The sequence below is a fragment of the Streptomyces canus genome (assembly GCF_041435015.1).
Taxonomy (GTDB): Bacteria; Actinomycetota; Actinomycetes; order Streptomycetales; family Streptomycetaceae; genus Streptomyces; species Streptomyces canus_G.
The window spans coordinates 9,850,568-9,869,982 of record NZ_CP107989.1; the positions used below are offsets into that span (position 1 = coordinate 9,850,568).

The 19,415-nt window shown below is 69.4% G+C and carries 19 protein-coding genes and 1 pseudogene; 11 read left to right on the forward strand and 9 right to left on the reverse strand.

The window, feature by feature from the left end; translation table 11 throughout:
• Positions 1-91 precede the first annotated feature (91 nt).
• Positions 92-628 (forward strand): hypothetical protein, encoded by a 537-nt coding sequence (locus tag OG841_RS44895; RefSeq protein WP_328636082.1) that lies wholly within the window; start codon positions 92-94, stop codon positions 626-628.
• Here OG841_RS44895 and OG841_RS44900 read toward each other — a convergent pair.
• The 4 genes from OG841_RS44900 to OG841_RS44915 form a co-directional block, all read right to left on the reverse strand.
• Positions 625-1,272: a response regulator transcription factor gene (locus tag OG841_RS44900; RefSeq protein WP_328636081.1), complete on the reverse strand. Its 648-nt coding sequence runs from the start codon at positions 1,270-1,272 to the stop codon at positions 625-627. The two genes, OG841_RS44895 and OG841_RS44900, sit on opposite strands and share 4 nt — an antisense overlap.
• Positions 1,269-2,528 carry a sensor histidine kinase gene (locus OG841_RS44905; RefSeq protein WP_365121300.1) on the reverse strand — a complete coding sequence of 420 codons (1,260 nt, stop codon included), beginning with the start codon at positions 2,526-2,528 and terminating at the stop codon, positions 1,269-1,271. Before OG841_RS44905 ends, OG841_RS44900 begins: the two co-directional genes overlap by 4 nt.
• A gap of 281 nt (positions 2,529-2,809) precedes the next feature.
• Positions 2,810-3,955 (reverse strand): ABC transporter substrate-binding protein, encoded by a 1,146-nt coding sequence (locus OG841_RS44910; RefSeq protein WP_365121303.1) that lies wholly within the window; start codon positions 3,953-3,955, stop codon positions 2,810-2,812.
• A 181-nt stretch (positions 3,956-4,136) separates the two neighbouring features.
• Positions 4,137-5,177 carry a LacI family DNA-binding transcriptional regulator gene (locus OG841_RS44915; RefSeq protein ID WP_365121305.1) on the reverse strand — a complete coding sequence of 347 codons (1,041 nt, stop codon included), beginning with the start codon at positions 5,175-5,177 and terminating at the stop codon, positions 4,137-4,139.
• A gap of 406 nt (positions 5,178-5,583) precedes the next feature.
• On the opposite strand from OG841_RS44915, the gene OG841_RS44920 reads away from it, so the two are divergent.
• The 9 genes and pseudogenes from OG841_RS44920 to OG841_RS44960 all read left to right on the forward strand — a co-directional run bounded on the left by OG841_RS44920 (position 5,584) and on the right by OG841_RS44960 (position 14,601).
• Positions 5,584-6,471, forward strand: coding sequence for a carbohydrate ABC transporter permease (locus OG841_RS44920; RefSeq protein ID WP_365121308.1), 888 nt, complete (start codon positions 5,584-5,586; stop codon positions 6,469-6,471).
• Complete coding sequence (locus OG841_RS44925; protein ID WP_328636076.1) at positions 6,468-7,289, forward strand: carbohydrate ABC transporter permease; 822 nt, start codon at positions 6,468-6,470, stop codon at positions 7,287-7,289. The genes OG841_RS44920 and OG841_RS44925 overlap by 4 nt, the downstream gene beginning before the upstream one ends.
• Positions 7,290-7,344: 55 nt before the next feature.
• Positions 7,345-8,610, forward strand: a complete 1,266-nt coding sequence (locus tag OG841_RS44930; RefSeq protein ID WP_371570061.1) for an ABC transporter substrate-binding protein — start codon at positions 7,345-7,347, stop codon at positions 8,608-8,610.
• Between the two features lie 268 nt (positions 8,611-8,878).
• A pseudogene (locus tag OG841_RS44935) lies at positions 8,879-9,220 on the forward strand (alpha-L-rhamnosidase-related protein); the annotation flags it as partial.
• Between the two features lie 176 nt (positions 9,221-9,396).
• Complete coding sequence (locus OG841_RS44940; protein WP_365121314.1) at positions 9,397-9,609, forward strand: alpha-L-rhamnosidase C-terminal domain-containing protein; 213 nt, start codon at positions 9,397-9,399, stop codon at positions 9,607-9,609.
• A gap of 86 nt (positions 9,610-9,695) precedes the next feature.
• Positions 9,696-12,878, forward strand: a complete 3,183-nt coding sequence (locus tag OG841_RS44945) for a family 78 glycoside hydrolase catalytic domain (protein ID WP_371570063.1) — start codon at positions 9,696-9,698, stop codon at positions 12,876-12,878.
• A gap of 83 nt (positions 12,879-12,961) precedes the next feature.
• A complete protein-coding gene (locus tag OG841_RS44950) occupies positions 12,962-13,252 on the forward strand; it encodes a PfkB family carbohydrate kinase (protein ID WP_365121318.1) in 291 nt (96 codons plus the stop codon).
• A 341-nt stretch (positions 13,253-13,593) separates the two neighbouring features.
• On the forward strand, positions 13,594-13,935 hold the full coding sequence (locus OG841_RS44955) for a hypothetical protein (RefSeq protein ID WP_328636072.1): 342 nt from the start codon (positions 13,594-13,596) through the stop codon (positions 13,933-13,935).
• 9 nt (positions 13,936-13,944) lie between these two features.
• A complete protein-coding gene (locus tag OG841_RS44960) occupies positions 13,945-14,601 on the forward strand; it encodes a hypothetical protein (RefSeq protein ID WP_328636071.1) in 657 nt (218 codons plus the stop codon).
• Positions 14,602-14,821: 220 nt separating this feature from the next.
• Here OG841_RS44960 and OG841_RS44965 read toward each other — a convergent pair whose 3' ends face one another.
• The 5 genes from OG841_RS44965 to OG841_RS44985 all read right to left on the reverse strand — a co-directional run bounded on the left by OG841_RS44965 (position 14,822) and on the right by OG841_RS44985 (position 18,926).
• Positions 14,822-15,358: a GNAT family N-acetyltransferase gene (locus tag OG841_RS44965; protein ID WP_328636070.1), complete on the reverse strand. Its 537-nt coding sequence runs from the start codon at positions 15,356-15,358 to the stop codon at positions 14,822-14,824.
• 47 nt (positions 15,359-15,405) lie between these two features.
• Positions 15,406-15,969 carry a hypothetical protein gene (locus OG841_RS44970; RefSeq protein ID WP_365121322.1) on the reverse strand — a complete coding sequence of 188 codons (564 nt, stop codon included), beginning with the start codon at positions 15,967-15,969 and terminating at the stop codon, positions 15,406-15,408.
• Positions 15,966-16,979: a DUF4232 domain-containing protein gene (locus tag OG841_RS44975; RefSeq protein ID WP_371570067.1), complete on the reverse strand. Its 1,014-nt coding sequence runs from the start codon at positions 16,977-16,979 to the stop codon at positions 15,966-15,968. Before OG841_RS44975 ends, OG841_RS44970 begins: the two co-directional genes overlap by 4 nt.
• 352 nt (positions 16,980-17,331) lie before the next feature.
• Positions 17,332-17,715, reverse strand: a complete 384-nt coding sequence (locus OG841_RS44980) for a hypothetical protein (protein WP_371570068.1) — start codon at positions 17,713-17,715, stop codon at positions 17,332-17,334.
• 29 nt (positions 17,716-17,744) lie between these two features.
• The gene (locus OG841_RS44985; protein WP_371570070.1) at positions 17,745-18,926 is read right to left on the reverse strand and encodes a hypothetical protein; all 1,182 of its coding nucleotides are present in this window, start codon (positions 18,924-18,926) and stop codon (positions 17,745-17,747) included.
• Here OG841_RS44985 and OG841_RS44990 point away from each other — a divergent pair.
• Complete coding sequence (locus OG841_RS44990) at positions 18,862-19,404, forward strand: SDR family NAD(P)-dependent oxidoreductase (protein ID WP_371570072.1); 543 nt, start codon at positions 18,862-18,864, stop codon at positions 19,402-19,404. The genes OG841_RS44985 and OG841_RS44990 overlap by 65 nt on opposite strands.
• Positions 19,405-19,415 lie beyond the last annotated feature (11 nt).

Sequence of the window (19,415 nt, forward strand, 5' to 3'; positions counted from 1 at the left end):
CCCCGAACCGCTGCACCGGGCCCTGCGCGAGGCCGGTCCTGTCGTGTAACTGTCGCGCTACGACGTCCACGCGCCGGCCCGCTACGAGCAGGTGCACGCCGCCCTGGTCGACTGGCAACGATTCGAGTCGGGTTCAGGCGTGGGCCTGGCCAACTTCCGGCACGAGGAGCCGTGGCGCCCGCCGAGCCTGCTGCTGGAGGCCGACCCGCCCTGGCGTGACGCCCCGCGTCGGGTGCTGCGCGAGATCCTCACCCCGCCCGCACTGCGCCGCCTGCGCGAGACGTGGCAGCCGGTGGCCGAGGAGCTCGTCGACCAAGTCCTCGCCGAGGGAGCCGAGTTCGACGCTTTCACCGCGCCGGCGCAGGCGTTCCCGCTGCGGGCGTTTCCGGACGCGGTCGGCCTCGGCCCGGACGGCCGGGAGCGCCTTCTGCCGTACGGCAACATCGCCTTCAACGCCTTCGGCCCGCGCAACGACCTCGTCGCGGTGGAGGCGCAGCGAGTGGCCGCCCGGCAGCAACGTACTGATCATGCCGCGCAACCGGGCCACCGGCGGTCGGCGGGTTGTGGACGTCCTCGGCCGCGGCCTCTCGCGATCTGCCACTGCAGGAGCCGAACGGTGCTTCTCTAGATGAGATCCAACAGCCCCCGGCGGACCGCCTCGGAGACCGCCGCCGCCCTGTTGTCGACGCCGAGTTTCCGGTAGATGCGCACCAGGTGCGTCTTGACGGTCGCCTCACTGAGGTAGAGGGCGTGCGCGATGGAGCGGTTGCTGTTCCCGTCGGCCATCAACCGGACGACTTCCTTCTCCCGTTGTGTCAACTCCGGTGCAGGGCTGACCACCTGGCCGACGAGGTCGCCGACCAACTCCGGCGCGAGGCCCAGGCCGCCCTCGGCGGCGCTGCGCACGGCCCGGAAAAGGTCCTCCGGCGGCCCCGCCTTGAGGACGTAGCCGCGTGCGCCGGCCTCCAGCGCGCCTACGACGTCGGCCCGTCCTGAATAACTGGTCAGCATCACCACGGGCATGCCCGGGGCCTGGGCGGTCAGCCGGCGGATCGCCTCGATCCCGTCGATGCCGGAGTTCGTGCCCGCGAAGCGCAGGTCCATCAGCACGACATCGGGTGCCAGCTCGAGCGCCAGGCGTACGGCCTCCTCGCCACTGCCGGCCTCCGCGATCACGTCGAGGTCCGGGGCACCCTCCAACAGGGCTCGCAGCCCGGCCCGTACGACCGGATGGTCATCGGCGATCAGCACGCGCCGCGTTGCGGCCGTCATCGGGCCGCTGCCGCGGAGAGGGGTACCTCAGGACCGGGCCGCACCCCACGGATCGGGACAGTGGCCCGAATCCGCGTACCCCGCCCCGGGGCGCTGTCGATCTCCAGATCACCGCCGTCCCTGCACAGCCGCGCCCGGGCCGAGGGCAGCCCGAACCCCCGGCCCCGCCGGACGGCCCCGCCGACGCGGGCGGGATCGAAGCCGACACCATCGTCGTACACGTCCAGCACGATCCGGTCCGTGAGATGGCGCAGCGTCACCGACACACTGGTGGCCCGTGCGTGCTCGCGGACGTTCGCCAGCGTGCTCTGCGCCACGCGGAACAAGGTCGTGGCGGTCTGTTCGTCCAGACCGAGGGCCGGGGTTCCGACCGTGCGGAACCCCACCTGCCCGGCGCCGCCCATCTGCTCCGCCCGCCCGCACAGCAACCGCAGGGAACCCTCCAACCCGGCCTCGGCGACCGTGGGCGGGGCGAGGTCCTGGATGATCCGCCGGGTCTCGGTGAGCCCCGCGTCCAGGCCGTCGGCGACTGCGCGCACCCGGGTCAGGGCCACGTCGGGCCGTTCCTCCCAGTCCTGTTCCGCCGCCTGCAGCAGCATCAGGCTGCCGGACAGCTCCTGGGCGAGTGTGTCGTGCAGGTCCCGGGCAATGCGCGCGCGTTCCTCGAGTGTGCCGCTGCGATGCCGCTCGTCCGCCAGTACGTCGCGGGTGCCTCGCAGTTCCTCGACCAGACGCTGGCGCTCCACGACGTTCCGCTGCTGCGTCCGGTACAGCGCCACCGTGCCCCATACGGCAGCCACGGGGATCAGCACCATCTCCGGGTCGAACCCGCCCGCGGTTCGGGTCAGCTGACCGACGAGCAGGGCGGTGACGGCGGTCAACGCCACCGCGGCGGTACGGCGTCCGAGCGCGTCCAGCACCACGCACGCCAGCGGAACGGCGCACCAGACGTAGGCGCCGGTCAGGGGCGGCGGAGTGAGCAGCACGAGGATCGTCCACAGCAGGAGGAGGGCCGCGACCCAGGTATGCCGGGCGAGCCTGCCCCACCTGCTCCACCGCGCCAGGCCGACCGCGTACGTCACGGCGAGCAGCCCGCTGACGGTCACGATGTCCCAGCACAGCGGGGTGTTCAGACGGGCAAGACGGATCAGCGCGGCACCGACGACAAGAAAGAACAGCAGGTGCGGCAGCTGCCTCGGGCCGAACCGTCTGCGGTCGGCCGGCACGGAAGCGTGGACGGGGCCGGAGTCGGACACGACAAACCCCCTGGATGAATGATCCATTGGGACAGGGGGGCCGAGTCTATCCGTCGACTGTATGACTCATGTGAAGAGCGGGGCTGCCGTTCCGCCGGGAGGAAGAGTGCGGAACGGCAGCCGGGCCGGTGGCTGGGCGTGGCTGGTGAAGCCCGGTGCGGTACAGCGCCCCGCAGGGGCCGCGGGGCTGCATCCATGTGCGGCTCCGCCGCGCGGGTGCGACCAGCCACGATGGTGCCGCAGACGATCGACGGCACATCGCGGCACTTCCAGCGGAGTGCTCAGGCGCCCGGGTGCAGTCCGAGCCAGCCGGGTGTCGGGGCGCCCTTGACCTCGCCGAAGTACAGGGCGAAGGTCTGCTTCCAGCGCTCCACCTCGGCACGGTCGGCCATGAAGCGGGGGAAGCCGTCCACGTGGGCGTTGGGGTACTCCCACATCTGCTTCAGGCCCGCTGGGGGAGTGACGTCGGTGCGCACGGACCAGCCGTTGAAGGACTGCTGCTGGTGCTCGGTGGACAGCTGCCAGTTGAGGAAGAGCTTTGCGGCAGTGGAGTTCTCGGCCTGCTTGAGGATCGCGGTGCGCTGGCCCCAGGCCACGAACGGGTGGCGCGGGTCGATGACGAACTTCACGGGGGACGACGTGGACGGGACCGCCGAACCCGCTGTGCCGATACCGATCGGCTTCTGCCCGCCGAAGACGGCGTCGCCGGGGGAGTTGCTGCCCCGCGCGAACTGCACGTCCTGCGCGGCAAGTCCGGCCACCCAGTCCCAGCCGTACTTCTGGGCGTACAGCGTGTAGAGGTAGAGGACCGCGTCGTCGTCGTGCGGGTACGACGAGGCGATCTTGCCCTTCCACCGCGGGTCGACCAGGTCGCGCGGGGTGAGCAGCACGCCCGAGCCGACCGCCGTCGTGCTGTACAAGAGGCTGAAGGCGATCGCTCCCGTCGCCACCCAAGCGCCCTGCGGGTCCTTGAACTTGTCGTACACCTTCGAGAACCCGGCGGGCTTGTAGTGCAGCAGGCGGCCCTGCTGCTTCCAGCGGTCGAAGTCCTGGAGCGTCTGGAACTGTACGACGTCCGGAACGAGGGTGTCGGTGGCGAACTGGTTGTCCACCCGCACGTCGTGGTACTTGCTGTAGTCGACGATCAGCGTCAGGTCGATGTCCGGAAAACGGTCCTGGAATGCGGCCTTGGTGCCGTCCTGCTGCGTCGGCGTGTCACCGCCGGCGTAGACGACGAGCTTCCCGCCTTCCGCGAGGGCGGCCTGATAGAGCTCGTCGAGCGACCTCGTCTCCTCGCGTCCGCTCGAGCGCCCCGACGCGGCCGGAGAGGCCGAGGCCGGGATGGCCGAGGCGCCGAAGGCACCGGCGCCGAGGGCGGCACCGGCACCGACGGCGAGGACACGTCGTCTGCTGGGGATGCTGGGCATGCGAGGAGACCTTTCTCAGGGGGGTGGCACAGAAGGCCCGGCGCGCGCCATGGGCGATGCTCATTCTCGTGCGGCTCCACTCGACTTCGCGTCGTCCGTACGGCGGGACGAGGTCTCCCAGAGGTGGAATCCGTGTTCAACCGATCGGTTGAACACGGATTCCAGGTGCCGGTGCGTCGCTCTACTCCGGAGGCGGAGCGGTGGTCCGTCGCGGTACCAGGCTCGGAGAGAGTTTGACCTGTACCGAAGTCTTCCGGCGGTCGGCGATCCGCTCGAGGAGCAGGCGCGCGGCGTTGCTGCCGATCTCGGTGCCCGCCTGGTCGACACTCGTGAGTGAGATCGGGCCGAAGGCGGCGAAGGTCGTGTTGTCGTAGCCGGCCACCGAGATGTCGCCGGGAACGGACAGCCCGGCTTCGGTGAAGGCCTCCAGCACCCCCATGGCAACGATGTCCGCACCGGCGAACACGGCCGTGGGCCGACGGGGACGCGCCAGCAGTTCCTTGGCTCCCTCGTACCCGCCCCGCTGGGTGTAGCTGGTGGAGACGACGTCGATCTCCGCCGCGAGTCCGAGGGAGTGCATGGCCAGCCGATAGCCGTCCGCGCGCTGGGCGTTGGGCATCTCAGCGATGCGCGTCGGGTCGGTTTCGTGGTGTTCGATGTGGGCGATCCGGCGGTGCCCGAGGCCGGCGAGGTGACCGACGACCAGGGACGCCCCCGCCACGTCGTCGTCCGTCACGGTGTCGTACACCGGCGAATGTCCATGGCGGCCGACGACCACGGTCGGTACGACGGCAGCGACGTGCTCCAGATGGGTGCGCGGTGATACGGGGGCGATCAGGACGATGCCGTCCATCCCGCGGTCGATCATTGCCTCGGTGACGCGTGCCTCCGCCTTCTCGTCGTTGCAGCCGCCAGGCCCCAGGAATACCTGATAGTCGGTGTCCGCGAGCCGGCCGGTGATCCCGTCGAGGATCTCGGGGAAGAAGGGATTGCGGATGTCGGGCAGCATGACGCCGATGGTGTACGTCTGCCCGCGCAGGCCCCGGGCGGCGGCGAACGGCCGGTAGCCCAGCTCTTCGATCGCCCTCCGCACCTTCGCGCGCATCTCGGGGCTGGCTCCATAGGCGTTGCGCAGCACCTTGGAGACGGCGGTCGTGGACACCTGGGCGTGACGCGCGACGTCGACGATCGTGACGCGGCGCGGCGGTGCTGGCTGCTCCATCCGGGCGCCCTCCGTCGAAGTGGGAAACGTTGCCGCAGAGTGTACGGACGGAGCCCCACCTGAGTAAGACTTTCCTCTCTGAGCCCCGCATTCGCCGCGGTCGTGGACGGCACCGTCGATGTAACAGACGTGCAGCATGCGCGGCACCTTGACGTCACGCGGGACGCTCTCTAGGGTCTGGCAACACCCTTTGGGGAACGTTACCCACAGCCAGGGGCCGGGTCGCCGCACCCGGTGCCGCCACCACACCCAAGACCTGGAAGCCGACCGGCCGCCTCACGGTGTCGAGTCGACGGAAGCTCTGACCGTGTCGTCGCTTGAAACGTTTCAAGGAAGGGGTCCGCCTGTGACCCTCGCCCCGCACGAGCAACTCCCGGACCACGACCGAATATCCCGATCGGGGCCGATGGCAAAGGCGCGCCGTGCCCACAACACCCCGCCCTGGTGGTTCGCACTGCCGGCATTGCTGTTGTTCGCCTTCGTCGTCCTGGTGCCGAGCGTGCGCGGCGTGTATTACGCCTTCACCGACTGGGACGGCCTGGACCCCCACTTCTCCTTCGTGGGGCTGGGCAACTTCGCCGACATGTTCAACGACGCCGATGCCATGCAGGCCATCTGGCACACGCTGCTGATCGCCGTGTCGATCACGGTCATTCAGAACGCGGTGGGGCTGCTGCTGGCCCTCGGGGTCAACACGGCCATCAAGTCCCGCAACCTGCTCCGCGTGTTCCTGTTCGCACCGGCCGTGATCACTCCGATCGTCACCGCCTACTTGTGGCGGAACCTGCTCGGCCCGGACGGGGCGGTCAACACCCTGCTGGGCGCGGTGGGTCTGGACGGCCGGCAGCAGGACTGGCTGGGCAGCCCGAGCCTGGCGCTCTGGGCGGTGGTCGGAGTGATCGTGTGGCAGTTCGCCGGTTATTCCATGGTCATCTTCCTGGCGGGACTGCAGTCCGTGCCCCAGGAGATCCACGAGGCGGCGGCGCTCGACGGCGCCGGTCCGGTACGGCGCTTCTGGTCGGTGACCAGGCCGCTGCTCGCCCCGGCGTTCACGATCAACCTGATGCTGTCGATCATCGGGGGGATCAAACTCTTCGACCAGGTCTACGCGTTGACGGGGGGCGGACCCGGGCACGCCACCGACACGCTGTCGACCCTCATCTACAAGGACGCCTTCACCCTCGGCGAGTTCGGCTACAGCATCGCCCTCGCGGTTGTCCTGACGATCATCGTCGCGGTGGTGTCCACCGGGCAGTACCTGGCCCTTGCCCGCAACGAGAGGGCCGTGTCATGAACCGCTACCGCCCCCGCACCCTCGCCCTCGAACTGGTGATGATCGGTACCGCCCTGTTCGTGGGCTTCCCGGTGTACGTCCTGGTCAACCTCGCGGTGCGACCGGCATCGGACACGTCCTCGCCTCTGTCGCCGACCGCCTCACCGACCCTGCACAACTTCACACAGGCCTGGCAGCAGGGCGCGCTCGGCGGAGCGCTGGCCAACAGCGTGCTGGTGACGGCGTGCAGTGTCGCCATCGTGCTGGCCGTGTCCTCCCTGGCCGCCTATCCACTGGCCCGCGTCGCCTCACGCTGGTCCCGGGGTACCTATCTGCTGGTCCTCCTCGGGCTGGTGCTGCCCTTCCAACTCGCCTCACTGCCGCTCTACCAGACCATGCGCGACCTTGGCCTCCTCGGCACCCCATGGGCGCTGGTCCTCTTCTACTCCGGCCTTCAGGTGCCGTTCACGGTCTTCCTGTACGTCGGTTTCCTGCGCGCCCTGCCCCGGGACTTCGAGGATGCCGCGCTGATCGACGGCTGCACCCCGCTTCAGGGCTTCCGATACGTGGTGCTGCCGATGCTCAAGCCGATCACCGTGACGGCTCTGGTGCTCAACGCGGTCGCCGTGTGGAACGACTTCTTCACCCCGCTGCTGTATCTCAGCGGCAGCGCGCAGCAGACGATGCCGGTCGCGATCGCCGGCTTCGTCGGCCAGTACGTCACGGACTGGAACCTCATCTTCGCCGCACTGGTGATCAGCATCCTGCCTGTCCTGATCGTCTACTTCCTGCTGCAGCGCAGCATCATCAACGGCTTCGCGGGAGGGCTGCGCGGATGACACGCCACACCCGCCCGCCACGCACGGCCGCGGCACCTTCTCCCAGGGAGACATCATGAAGACACGCACACCAGCGGTCCTGCTGGCCGCGGTGACAGCCACCGCCCTGCTGGCCGCCTGCAGCGGTGGCACCAAGGCGGGCGGCTCCGGCGGCGGATCCAAGACTCTGACGCTGGCCTCCGTCGACCAGGGCTCCGTCGAGGACGTCGTCAAGGCGTTCGAGAAGGCCAACCCGGGCGTCAAGGTCCGCTACACCACCAGCGGAGCCGACCAGTATCAGCAGCAGATCCGCACCCAGCTCTCCTCGGGCACCGCACCCGACGTGATGTCGGTGTGGCCGGGCAACGGAAACCCCGGCGCCACCCACGTCCTGGCGAAGCCCGGATACCTGCGGGATCTCTCGGACCAGCCCTGGGCCGCCAAGATGCCGCCCGCCATCAAGAGCGTCGCCCAGTACGACGGGAAGACGTACAACGCCATCTTCGGGCAGAACGGCATCGGCGCGGTCTACAACCAGCAGGCCATGGACAAGGCGGGCCTCACCCCGCCGGACACCTGGACGAAGCTGCTGGCCTTCTGCCGGGCCGCCAAGGCCAAAGGGACGCCCGCGTTCGCGCTGGGCAACCAGGACAACTGGGTGACCCAACTCGTGCTGTACGCGCTGGTCTCCACGACGGTCTACGGCCCGGACCGCGACTTCGACCAGAAGATGCAGTCCGGACAGGTCACCTTCGAGAAGTCGCCGTGGACCACCGCCCTGGACAAGTACCTGACGATGGAGAAGACCGGCTGCTTCCAGAAGAACCCCCTGGGGACCAACTACGAAGCCAGCCAAGGTCTCGCTGCCACCGGCAAGACGCTCGGCATCGTCCAGGGCAACTGGGTGATCGCCCTCCTCAAGGGAAAGAACCCGCAGGGGACATTCACCTTCAAGGCGCTGCCGGCCACGGACGAGCCGTCAACGACCCTGATCCCGGCCGCCGCGGGCGCCGGCTACGGAGTGAACGCCAAGGCCAGGAACGGCGAACTGGCCCTGAAATTCGTGAACTTCGTGATGTCCCCCCAGGGCATGAACCTGTTCGTCAAGAAGCAGGGCGGTCTGCCCTCACTCCCCGACACCGGCGTCGCGGTCGACCCGTCCCTGACCGAACTCTCCACGTTCATCAAGGCGAACCGCACCGTGCCGTTCATGGACCAGCTCTGGCCCAACGCCAAGGTCCAGCAGACCATGCTCAGCGGCCTCCAGGAGATCTTCAGCGGCCAGTCCACGCCCGACAAGCTCCTCACGGAGATGGACGCCGACTACAAAGCCGGGAGCTGACCAGCCGCCCCATCGCGCCATCGGCCGCCGACAGGGGCGGCACCCACTGGCCCCTGATTGAAACGTTCAAATAGTGGAAGGTCCTGACATGCCCGAAGTCCCCGGCGGAGCCCCGAGCCGCAGACTGGTGGTCGGCACCATGGCAGTCTCCGCGGCCGGGCCGGCACTGCCCGCGGCCCCCTGGCCCCCCACGCAGACCGCGTACGCCGACGAGGCGGGTGACAGACCGGGACCGCAGGCGGCCGGTCTCGCCGTCGTCATGGCTCGCATGGCAGCGCTGATCGGAGCCGAAGGCGAGCAGGGCGGTGCCGGGGCGACCCAGGCCGCGCAGGCACCGGCACTGGACGAGGGCCTGGTACCGGACGGTGAACGCCGGAAGGTCCTCGGCGCACTGGTCGAACTGGTCCGCGCCCACCAGCCGTTCGGGGCAGGGCCGCATCTCAGCGGCGGGACCATCGGGCTCGCGCCGATCGTCAGGGCCCTGCACGAAGGCGGCCGCGACGACGTCCTCTGGGACGTTCTGCAGGAGGACACCCGCCCCGGCTACGGCTCCTTCATGGCGCCCACGACTGCCAACCCCCACGGCCTGACGACCGTTCCCGAGCAGGGGGACATGGGCAACTCCAAGAACCACATGATCCTGCTGCAGATCGACGAGTGGTTCCACAGTGGCCTTGCGGGCATCCGCCAGGCGCGCGGCAAGGCCGACTGCCGCGAACTGGTGATGACCCTCGCCCGTTCGGCGGACTCACGCATGTCGACGGCGGCTACCGCACCCCGTGCGGAGTGGTGTCCGCCCGGTGGATCCGTGAGAACGGCAGGTTCCGGCTCGACGTCGAGCTCCCGCTCAACGCCACGGCGGAAGTTCGGATACCCACCGGCGGACGGACAGCCCAAGTGACCGGGGACGGCGCGGTGTTCCGGGGAGTACGGGGCAACCGCGCCACCTGTTCCGGGGCCTCGGGCAGACACGCGTCCATTGCCCGCGACACCCCGTAGGTCCGCGGCTCCAGGAGAGCTTCGGCGGCCAACCCCATGCCCGGGCCGACCCGTGATCGGTGCCGGCGAACCGAGAGGAAGACGGTGTGAACCATGAAGGACGCAGTACCGACGGTGCCGACCGCGATGTCGAGGTGGCAATCCCCGCCCGCAGTGACAGAACGGGAGTGCGTCGTCGTACCCTGCTCGCGGCGACGGTCGGCACCGTGTCCGTAGGGGCCGGCGCCATGGGAGGCGGAACAAGTGAGGCGGCGGAAGCGTCGCCCCACGCGGAGAGCGGCGCGGTGTCGGACCTGACCGTGGAACACCGCACCGATCCCCTGGGCATGGACGCCGCCGCACCCCGGTTCGGGTGGCGCATGCGGACGGCCACCCGGGGGCGGAGCCAGGGCGCGTACCAGATCCTCGTCGCGAGTTCTCCCGACAGGCTGACCGGCGCCCGTGCCGACGTCTGGAACAGCGGCCGTGTCACCTCGCCCGACTCGGTGGCCGTCCGCTACGCGGGCAGGGCCCTGAGGCCCTCGACCCGCTATCACTGGACCGTCAGCGTCTGGGACGCCGAAGGCCGCCCGGTCGGCACCGCGTCCCCGGCCCTCTTCGAGACCGGCCTGATGACCACCGACGGCGTGGCCGGATGGGACGGCGCGCAGTGGATCGGCATGAAGGGCAAGGCCCCCAACTCGGCCGGCGCACCCATGCTGCGGACAGAGGCAGCCCTGAAGAGCCGGACCCGGATCCGTGAGGCACGGCTGTACGTCTCGGCGCTCGGCGTCTACGAGGCCTACGTCAACGGACACCGCGTCACCGTCCCGCAGGACGGAGGCACCACGACCGAACTGCTGCCTCCGGGCTGGACCAACTACGACGTGCGTGTCAACTACATGACCTATGACGTCACGGAATGTGTGACCCGGGAGCAGGCGGTCACGATCGCCGCCGTCCTCGGCAACGGCTGGTACAACGGCCGCATCTCCGACGGCAGCACCTATTACTCCAGCGACGGTCACGCCCTGGCCCTCAAGGCGAAGCTGCTGATCCGGTACACCGACGGCACGTCGCAGACGGTCGCCACCAGGCCGGACGCCCGCTGGAAGGCCACCGACACCGGCCCGTACCGGGCCGACGACATCTACGACGGCCAGACCTACGACGCCAGGCAGGAACTGCCAGGCTGGACCGCGCCCGCTTTCGACGACTCCGCCTGGTCGGACGTGGAACGCGTGGCCTTCGAGGACAAGTACCCGGACGTGCAACTGCTCGCCTACCCGGGTGAGACCGCTCGCTTCATGCACCGCTGGGACCGCCGACCGCAGTCGATCACCGTCGCCACCGGAGTGACCGGACAGGACGGGAGCGCCAACGGCAGGGGGCGCATCGTCGTGGACCAGGCCCGAACAGTGACAAACCCCGCGAAGGCGGCCTCCGCTTCCATCACGATCGGCAGTGGCGAGACCGCCGTCGTCGACCTCGGCCAGAACATGGTCGGCGTGGCCGGCTACAGTGTGCGCGGACCGGCCGGAGCCCGGGTCGAGTTCAGGTTCGGCGAGATGCTCAACGACGACAGCGCGGGCGCCGACGGCCCCGTGGGCTCCGTCTACCGGGCCAACCTCCGCAGCGCCAAGGCCACCAGCACCTACATCCTCAAGGGCGACCGACGGGGCGAGACCCATCAGGACTCCCTGACGTTCTACGGCTTCCGCTACGTGTCCGTGACCGCGACGGACACCGTCACCATCACTGGGCTGACCGGAAGGGTCGCCACGTCGGCGATCCGCGAGATCGGCACGGTCAGCACCGACGACCCCGACATCAACCAGCTGGCGAGCAACATACGATGGGGGCAGCGCGGCAACTACCTCTGGGTGCCCACCGACTGCCCGCAACGCGACGAACGACTCGGCTGGACCGGCGACACCCAGGTCTTCTCCACGACCGGCCTCTACAACACGGACGCCGGGGTCTTCCTCAGCCACTTCCAGGACACCGTCGTCGATTCCGCGCTCATCTACGGTGCGGACAAGGCGCAGTTCACCGGGGTCGCGCCCGGCGGGCGCTACAACTTCCCCGGTGGCGGCAGCGGTTGGGCCGACTGCGGCGTCGTCCTTCCATGGACGGTGTGGCAGATGACGGGTGACGCGACCGTCGTGGAGCGCAGCTGGCCCGCGCTGACCCGCTACCTGGACTGGATCCGGCAGCAGACCGGCGACACCTACGCCGGGCAGGGATCCCTCACCGGTGACTGGCTGGCGCCCCAGAAGAGCAGTGCTCAGATGATGAGCGACATCTACTACGGCTATGTCGCCCGGCTGATGGCGCAGCTGGCCCGCGCGATCGGCCGGCCGGCGGAGGGGGAGACGTACAGCCGGCTCTTCGGACGCATCCGGCAGGCGTTCATCACGAAGTACCTGAGCACCGAGGGTGGGACGGTCACGGTCAAGTCCAGCCTTGGCGACGCCTCCCCGATCGAGCCGGGTGCCGATCCGAATCAGAAGACGGAGGACAACAGCCAGACCGCGCTGCTGTGGGTCCTGAAACTCGGCTTCTACGAGACTGAGGCCCAACGCCGCACGCTCGTCGAGTTGTTGGCGGACAACATAGGCAACGACGCGGCCTACAAGGCCGCGCACCCGGACAGCAGCCGGGTCGGGTACGCGGAGAACACGCTGTCCGTCGGCTTCCTCGGCGTCAACGTGCTCGCCCCCGTACTCACCGACGAGGGCCGCGCGGACCTGGCGTACAAGCTGCTCCACCAGGACGCGCTGCCGTCCTGGCTCTTCTCCGTGAAGAACGGCGCCACCACCGTCTGGGAGCGCTGGAACTCCTACTCCAAGGACGCCGGCTTCGGCCCGGTCAGCATGAACTCCTTCAACCACTACGCCTACGGCGCCATCATGGAGTGGATGTACGCGTACATGGCCGGCATCTCCCGCGACCCGGACAGCCCAGGCTTCAAGCGTTTCATGCTCCAGCCTCACATCGACCCAACCGGCAGGATCACGCAGGTGTCGGGCACGCACGAGTCGCCGTACGGCGAGATCCGGAGCGAGTGGAAGCTGGAGGACAGCGGCAGGGGCCTTGTGTACGACGTGGTCGTGCCCGCCAACAGCGAGGCGGTGCTGCGACTTCCGGCGGCGTCCGCCGATTCCGTCCGCGAAGGACGAACTCCCCTGGCAGGAGCGGACGGCGTGCGGTTCATCGGTTACACCGATGGCGTTTACGCGTGCCGGTTGGCGTCCGGTCGCTACCGCATCACCGCCGAACTGCGGTGATGGGCGCCTGCTGAGAGGACAGGCGAAGTGTCCGCGGTAAGACCAACGCGGGTCGGATTGACCTTGGGGACGCGCGCATTTGGGTGCCTCACGGTTGCCAGGCCATCCCGCCGGGCCCCATCCAGGTCACGGACACCGTGGGGGCGGGTGACGCGTTCATGGCCGGACTGGTCAGCCGGCTCCTGCACGCCGGGCTGGGCGGAGGCCCGGGTGACGAAGCCGCGATGGCACGCGCCGCACTTCGCGCGGCTACCAGCACGGACCGACTGCCCGCGATCCTCAGTGAGGTACTGACGGCGGCAGCTCGAATGGCCGCACTCACCTGCGCGCAAGAAGGGGCGGCCCCGCCCACAGCCGTCGCATTGGCGGCATGAGCCGACAGGCGTCCGGCCTCGTTTTGACGAGGCCGGACGGCGCTGGGCCCGCGTGCGGGTCAGGTGTTCAACCGCCGACGGGTGGCCTACCTGCCTCCAGCAGGCGGAGGGCTTCGGGCGTCTGCTCGGTCGGTCGTCGCGGGCAGGCCCTACTTCGGCGACAAGAGCGAGCTTTTCGCCGTCGTCGTCGAACGCACCCTGGCCGACCTCGCCGAGGCCGTCCCGCCGAGCGACGACCTTCCCGGCTACGCTGAGCGCCTCTTCGAACCCGCACCCGTCACTACCAGGACAAGATCGACGCCGCCGGATCAGGCGGGCCGGACGGCGACGCGCGGACCCGCGTGTTCTTCACCCTCGCCCTGGTCGGCTGGAGCATCGCCATGCCCCGGCTGCGGCGCATGGTCCTCGGCCCCGACCAAGCCTCGACGACCTCCGCGACGAGGTCCCCGGTCCGTACGAGCCCTGTCGACGGGGCTAGGGACGCCCGGGCAGAGCCGGCAACGGTGACGCAGCAGCGGCGGGGGAGGCAGAGCACCACCACGGCAAGCTCCGGCAGGTGGCCGCAAGAGCCGCGGTCGACCTCACCCGAGGGCGGCCGGACGACGAAGCCGGACCCCGCCCGGCGGCTGGACATCGGCATGGAGGACCATCTGCTCAGCCACCGTGCCACCGTCTGCCTGTGAGGGACCGTCATGCGCTCTGCCCGCCGTACCGTGCCGCCCATCCTGCTCACCAGCCTTCTGCTGGCGGGGTGTTCACCCGCCTCCCTCGGCACGTCGACGTCGTCCGGGACGCAGAGCCCGGCGCCGGGAGCGGCGACCGGCTCGGGGCGGGCGATCGCGGTGGGGGCGGGCCCGCAGAAGCACTACGCGGTGCAAAAGCAGCCGGCCGCGGGCTCCTGCCACTACCGGTACCTCAAGGGGGAACCGCTGGAGGATCCGACGTGCACACCGGGCGCGATATCCCCGGCGGTCACGCAGTCGAACCTGGCCTCGACGATCTGCCGCAAGGGCGGCTACACCTCCGGGGTGCGCCCTTCCACATACGTGACAGGCAAAGAGAAGAAGCTCAACGCCGCCTCCTACGGCTTCACCGGGCGCATGGGAGATGCCGAGTACGACCACCTGATCAGCCTGCAGTTGGGCGGGGACCCCAACGACTACCGCAACCTGTGGGTCGAGCCGGCCGACCCCGGCCACAAGAAGGGCTCCGGGGTCAACAACGCCAAGGACCCGGTGGAGACGAAGCTGCACACCGCGGTCTGCAAGGGCACCGTCACCCTCGCCGCCGCACAGCAGGCGATCGTCACCGACTGGACCACGGCCCTGAGCACGCTTCACCTCGCCTGAAAGCGGCTGGGGTTGCGGGTGGGGGAGAGACGGCCCGGACGAGCGGCCGCCAGGTCTCCGACGAGGCCGCGCAGACTGCCGGCGCACGAAAGCTCTCCGACAACGACACTCACTCATACATGGTTACGCTCACTTGCCCGACTTCGAGGACCAGCAGGTGGAGACCCCGTCTCAGAGCCGCTGTGAGCTGCGGCACGCCCAGCGTGTCCGGCGCCCTGCGTCACATGGGGAGCGAGAACAGCCGTACCGGCCCTGAGGGCCAGCGGACACCGTCGCGCAGAGGCGTCACCATGGTCCGCAGCGGCATGGTCACCAGGCGGTCCTCGGGTTGTTCGATCAGTACGTCCGTATCGAGCGGGTGCCATCCGAGGCGACGGTAGAGCGACACGAGGGGAGGTCGGCAGAACAGGAGTGCATGCTGAGGACCCATCGTGCGGGCGTGCTCCAGTGCAGCTGTGACGACGAGCCGAGCCAGACCCCGACCTTGCATGCTGGGGGCGACGGCGACCCCGCCGACGCCCACCACCTCTGTCTCGTCGTCACCGATCGCGACAGGCAGTCGCCGCAGGCCTGCGTGTGCCACGAGCCGGTCTTCGTGTCTGATTCCGAAGTGTTCCTCTTTCGGCAGCCAGGTCAGGCCGGCCGAAGCGACACCGAAGGGATCATCGCCGTTGCCGAGGATCTCCTCCTGGTCCGCCTTCGTGTACTGGGGAAGCCGCAGCACATGCGGTGCCACAGGGGATGGGTTGTCAGACATTCCCCCAGCATGATCTCTCCGCCTGGCAGGGCCAAGTCGACAGCTCCTCAAGTGGACTGAGTCATCCCGGAGCGGAACTGCCGCACTAGCGTTCCCGGGTGCCGTACGGCCTGCCACAGGCCGATCGACAGCAGCGCCAGGCTGATGGCGAAGCAGACCCAGAACACGAACTGGGTGCCGGTCGCGAGGTCGTGGGTGCTGCCGTCCTCGTAGCGGCAGTACGCCTGAGGAGGAAACGCCTTCGAGACGCCGACGCCCCCGTAGTACATCGAGCACGGGTCCTCGCCGGGGTCCTTGATCGTGTCGTCCGCCGTGACGACCAGCAGCCAGGCCACCGCTGCCACCGGAACCGTGCCGAACACGAGCATCTTCGTCCAGATCGGCAGGCGGGGGTGGCCGAGGAGTCCGATCAGCGCGATCAGTGCGACCACGAACACCGCGGCGACGGCCACGGCGGTGAACGACCTCCTGTACACCTCCTCCAGAAGCCAGACGACTCCGGCCACCGGGGGCGCGGTGAGGAGGACGACCTTGATCCCGGATGCCGTACGCGGGTGCGCGAGCAGGTACACGGCGAGCGCGCCCGCGATCAGGGCGAGGAGCGCGGTCACGGGCGCGCGGTGGCGGTGGCGGGCTCCCGGTGTGTCTCGTCCTTCCGCCACGGACCGACGCCGAGCTTTCCGGTCGTCCCGAGGTCGAGTTCCGGTGCCACCATCACGGGATCGGCTGTGGGCGTTGCCCATACGCGAACGTACGGCGCGTTGACCGGTTCGCCGGCCTGGGTGGTGTTCCGCCAGGCCAGTTCGGCCAGTGCGGCCTCACCGGGACGCAGGACGACCGGTTGCGGTTTGCCGCCTCCGCCGAGGCCGGTACTGATCTGATCGGTCCCCTGGAGGATTTGGACACCGTCCACGGTGTGGTGGTCCTCGTCCTGGATCGTGAGTTTCGGGTAGCCGTTGAGCTGAAGGGGCCCGGTACCGCAGTTGACCAGGTGCAGGCCGACGACGCGCAGCCCCATGGCCGCGTCCCCCTGGTCGGCGTAGAGGCGCAGGCCCGACTTCGGGCACGTTCCCGAGGTGGACGGCGCCTCGGCTTGTGGGACGCTACGTGTCTTGATCACCTCTATGCCCGTCACCTCGGGTGCGTTCCCGACCGGCTCTCCCATGACGACGGTGCCCTTGACGGTCCGCCCCTTCCCGACCGCCTCCACGGTCTGTTCCGCGTTGTCGACCGCTCCTCCGGAGGCCGAGAGGAAGCCGAAAGTCAGCGTGTACGTGGCGGACTCCGTCTGCTGGTTGGTCAGTTCGAAGTCCGCGCTGTAGGCGACTCCCCCGCAGCCGCTCTTCGGGCCCCAGGCGTACAGCGCGGTGATCTTGACGCCGTCCTCGGCCGTACTTCCGACGGAAGGCAGTTGCAGCGCGGTCGGTGTGCCGGAGGGACGAATGGACGGTTCTGTGGACGGCGAGCTGCCGTACCGGGCGAAGTCCGACGGGCACAGTGTCTCGGCCCGGACCGGGCCGCCGCCGGCGCCTCCGCCCGGTGAGACGCTCTCGGAACCGCAGGCGGCGAGCAGCAGGGTGGCGGCGAGGACGGCGGGAGCGGTGCGGGAGGCGGTCGGCATCCGTCCACCACACCAGGGCGACGCCCTCGTGGGCTGTGGCGGAGCCCACACCTCCGGTCACAGCGGTGTCACAGATCATTCTGGAACTGCGCCTGCTCGCGGGTTTGTTCCTCCAGACCAGTGGCGTGATCGGCCAACGGGGCCAGGCCGAGACCTCGTAGAGCGGCATCCCAGCCGCACCGCGGGCCGCCGTCGCGTGCGCAGCCACCCGTGCCGCGCCCGCGCCGCGTGCCGGGCCAGCGCGAACTCCGCCTGGCCCAGCAGCAGATGAGCGTGCAGGGATCCGGGGTGCAAGGGAGGAATCAATCCACACCCACCTGTTCCTGTGGGACGTATTGGCTCCCGGCCGGGCTCAGATACGGCGCACGGTGTGCAGCGTTTTGGCGTACGTCCCCGAGCCGTCGAGCAGAGAGGCACCGCCCAGGTCGGACATGGTGGGCCCGTTGGCCGTCTTGCGGCTGGAGAGGAAGCGGCGTCTGCCGACGGCGTCGAGACCCAGGTAGATGCCGACGTGGTCGAGGGTCGGGCTGACCCGGTCGTCACCGGAGTCGGCGTTGAACAGCACCAGGTCGCCGGGCTGGAGCAGGGCCGCGGCGGGCGGGGTGGCCCCGGTGGCACGGTCGACGACCACGCCCGGCGCGTAGTCGGCGATGTGCCGGGACTTGCGCGGGATCCGCGTGCCCGAGGTGTCCTCCTCCGCGGCCAGGGGCACGCCCAGGTGGTAGCCGTAGACCATGCGTGTGTAGCCCGAGCAGTCGAGGTTGCCTAATCCGTTGCTAAGGGCGTTCCGAGGAACATCGCGGCGTACGCGAGGACGTCCGGGACGGTGGATCCGGCCCAGCCGCGGATGGTCTGCTCCAGCTCGGCTGTCCAGGTACCGTCGAACGGCTCCGGCAGCAGACGCACCCAGTCACCGTGGGCGACGGTCGGCAGGGTCGCCCAGTTCGCGGCGTCCACTTCGAGGCGGCTCACGGACAGGCGGACCGGCAGGTTGGTGCAGCCGTCGTTGGCCAAGGCGCGCAGACCCACACGGCCCTTGGTCAACGTGGGCGTGGAGTCGGTGAGATCGAAGGTCCACGAAGATGGTTCAGGCGACGCGGACGGCCAGGCCTTCGCCTGGATCCGGGCACTCTCCCGCCGCACCCGGATCGTCCAGTCGGCCCCTGCCCGCACACCTGTGGCCAGTGTGACCGCCGCTCCCAGCACCGTCACGTCGTTGTCGACCTCCTTCTCCAACCGCATCTCGACCGCCCCGGAGGTGAGGAAGGACAGCCGGGCCCGGTAGTGATTCTGGGTGCTGAAGTAGCCGAAGGTCAGTGCGAACGAACAGGCCTGCCCTGTGGGGACCTTGTCGAACCTGCCCGTGCAGCGCACGTCGACGTCGGTGATCTGTTCGTCGAGCAGGCTGGCGTGCCGGCTGGACCCGGTGGTCGTGAGGTCGATGATCCCGGTACCCGGTACGACCGAGAAGTCGGTATTGAAGGTGTCGGACGTGATCCACCTGCCGCCGCCCGGTGAGGTGCCCCAGTACACCGGGTCCCCCTCGCGCAGCGCGAGGTCCGGCAGCGTCCGCTGGAAGTCGTCCACGAAAGGTCGCTTGTTCTCCGCGAACGTCCGCTGCGGGCCGGGCAGTACGACGGTTCGCGCGCCGCGTGTCAGCAGCGCGACGCGCTTGCCGGCGGAGGTGACCTCGGTGCGGGCCGGGGTGCCGGCGAGCACGGTGGTGGTGAGCGGGGTGATGAGGGCCACCGGGGTGAAGTACGTGGCGTCCAGGGGCGCCATGCGCACCCACGAACGGGCTGAGGACAGGCCGTCCGGCCCGGGGAAGGCCGGCACGTCCGCGGCCGCGGCGGCACGCGCCGGGGCCGCCGTGGCCAGACCGGTGAGCGGGACGGCGGCGGAGGCCGCGAAGGCGGCGAGGAGTCTTCGTCGAGATGTGTCAGACATGTGTTTCATGATCCGCCGCCACCCATCGAGTCGTCACGCCACCCCCTACTTCGGCCAGGGCCCGGTGAGTTCGCGGTCCAGCAGGTTCGACGTCCTGGTCACTAACGCGGGCGTCCCATCGATCAGCGTGTTCGAGGGCACCCGCATGGCCCGCGCGCGGGAGGTCTTCGAAATCAACACGTTCGGTGTGATCGCGACGACGCAGGCGGTACTGTCCCAGTTCCGCGAGCGCGGCTCCGGCGTGGTGGTCGATGTGACCTCCACCGTGGTGCTGGGCCAGATGTCGCTCTCGGTCGTCTGCAAGGCGAGCAAGATGCCCCCCCGGACGAACTGGTTCCTGCGCCCTACGCACCATGGGCAGAGAAGGCCATGGGCGACTCCACGGGCCAGGCCCCGCGGCACCAGTTCGAACTGCGCACTTGCCTGCGTACCCACTCCGCTGCGGAAACCGCGTCGCCGCACCGGCCGCACAGCCTGATCGCGGCGACA

Excerpts from the sequence above, each read along its gene's own strand:
- OG841_RS44900 (WP_328636081.1), bottom strand. The coding sequence starts at position 1,272 with ATGACGGCCGCAACGCGGCGCGTGCTGATCGCCGATGACCATCCGGTC.
- OG841_RS44910 (WP_365121303.1), bottom strand. The coding sequence starts at position 3,955 with ATGCCCAGCATCCCCAGCAGACGACGTGTCCTCGCCGTCGGTGCCGGT.
- OG841_RS44925 (WP_328636076.1), top strand. The coding sequence starts at position 6,468 with ATGAACCGCTACCGCCCCCGCACCCTCGCCCTCGAACTGGTGATGATC.
- OG841_RS44975 (WP_371570067.1), bottom strand. The coding sequence starts at position 16,979 with ATGCCGACCGCCTCCCGCACCGCTCCCGCCGTCCTCGCCGCCACCCTG.
- OG841_RS44985 (WP_371570070.1), bottom strand. The coding sequence starts at position 18,926 with ATGTCTGACACATCTCGACGAAGACTCCTCGCCGCCTTCGCGGCCTCC.
- OG841_RS44915 (WP_365121305.1), bottom strand. The coding sequence starts at position 5,177 with ATGGAGCAGCCAGCACCGCCGCGCCGCGTCACGATCGTCGACGTCGCG.
- OG841_RS44960 (WP_328636071.1), top strand. The coding sequence starts at position 13,945 with ATGCGCTCTGCCCGCCGTACCGTGCCGCCCATCCTGCTCACCAGCCTT.
- OG841_RS44980 (WP_371570068.1), bottom strand. The coding sequence starts at position 17,715 with ATGGTCTACGGCTACCACCTGGGCGTGCCCCTGGCCGCGGAGGAGGAC.
- OG841_RS44965 (WP_328636070.1), bottom strand. The coding sequence starts at position 15,358 with ATGTCTGACAACCCATCCCCTGTGGCACCGCATGTGCTGCGGCTTCCC.
- OG841_RS44920 (WP_365121308.1), top strand. The coding sequence starts at position 5,584 with ATGGCAAAGGCGCGCCGTGCCCACAACACCCCGCCCTGGTGGTTCGCA.
- OG841_RS44930 (WP_371570061.1), top strand. The coding sequence starts at position 7,345 with ATGAAGACACGCACACCAGCGGTCCTGCTGGCCGCGGTGACAGCCACC.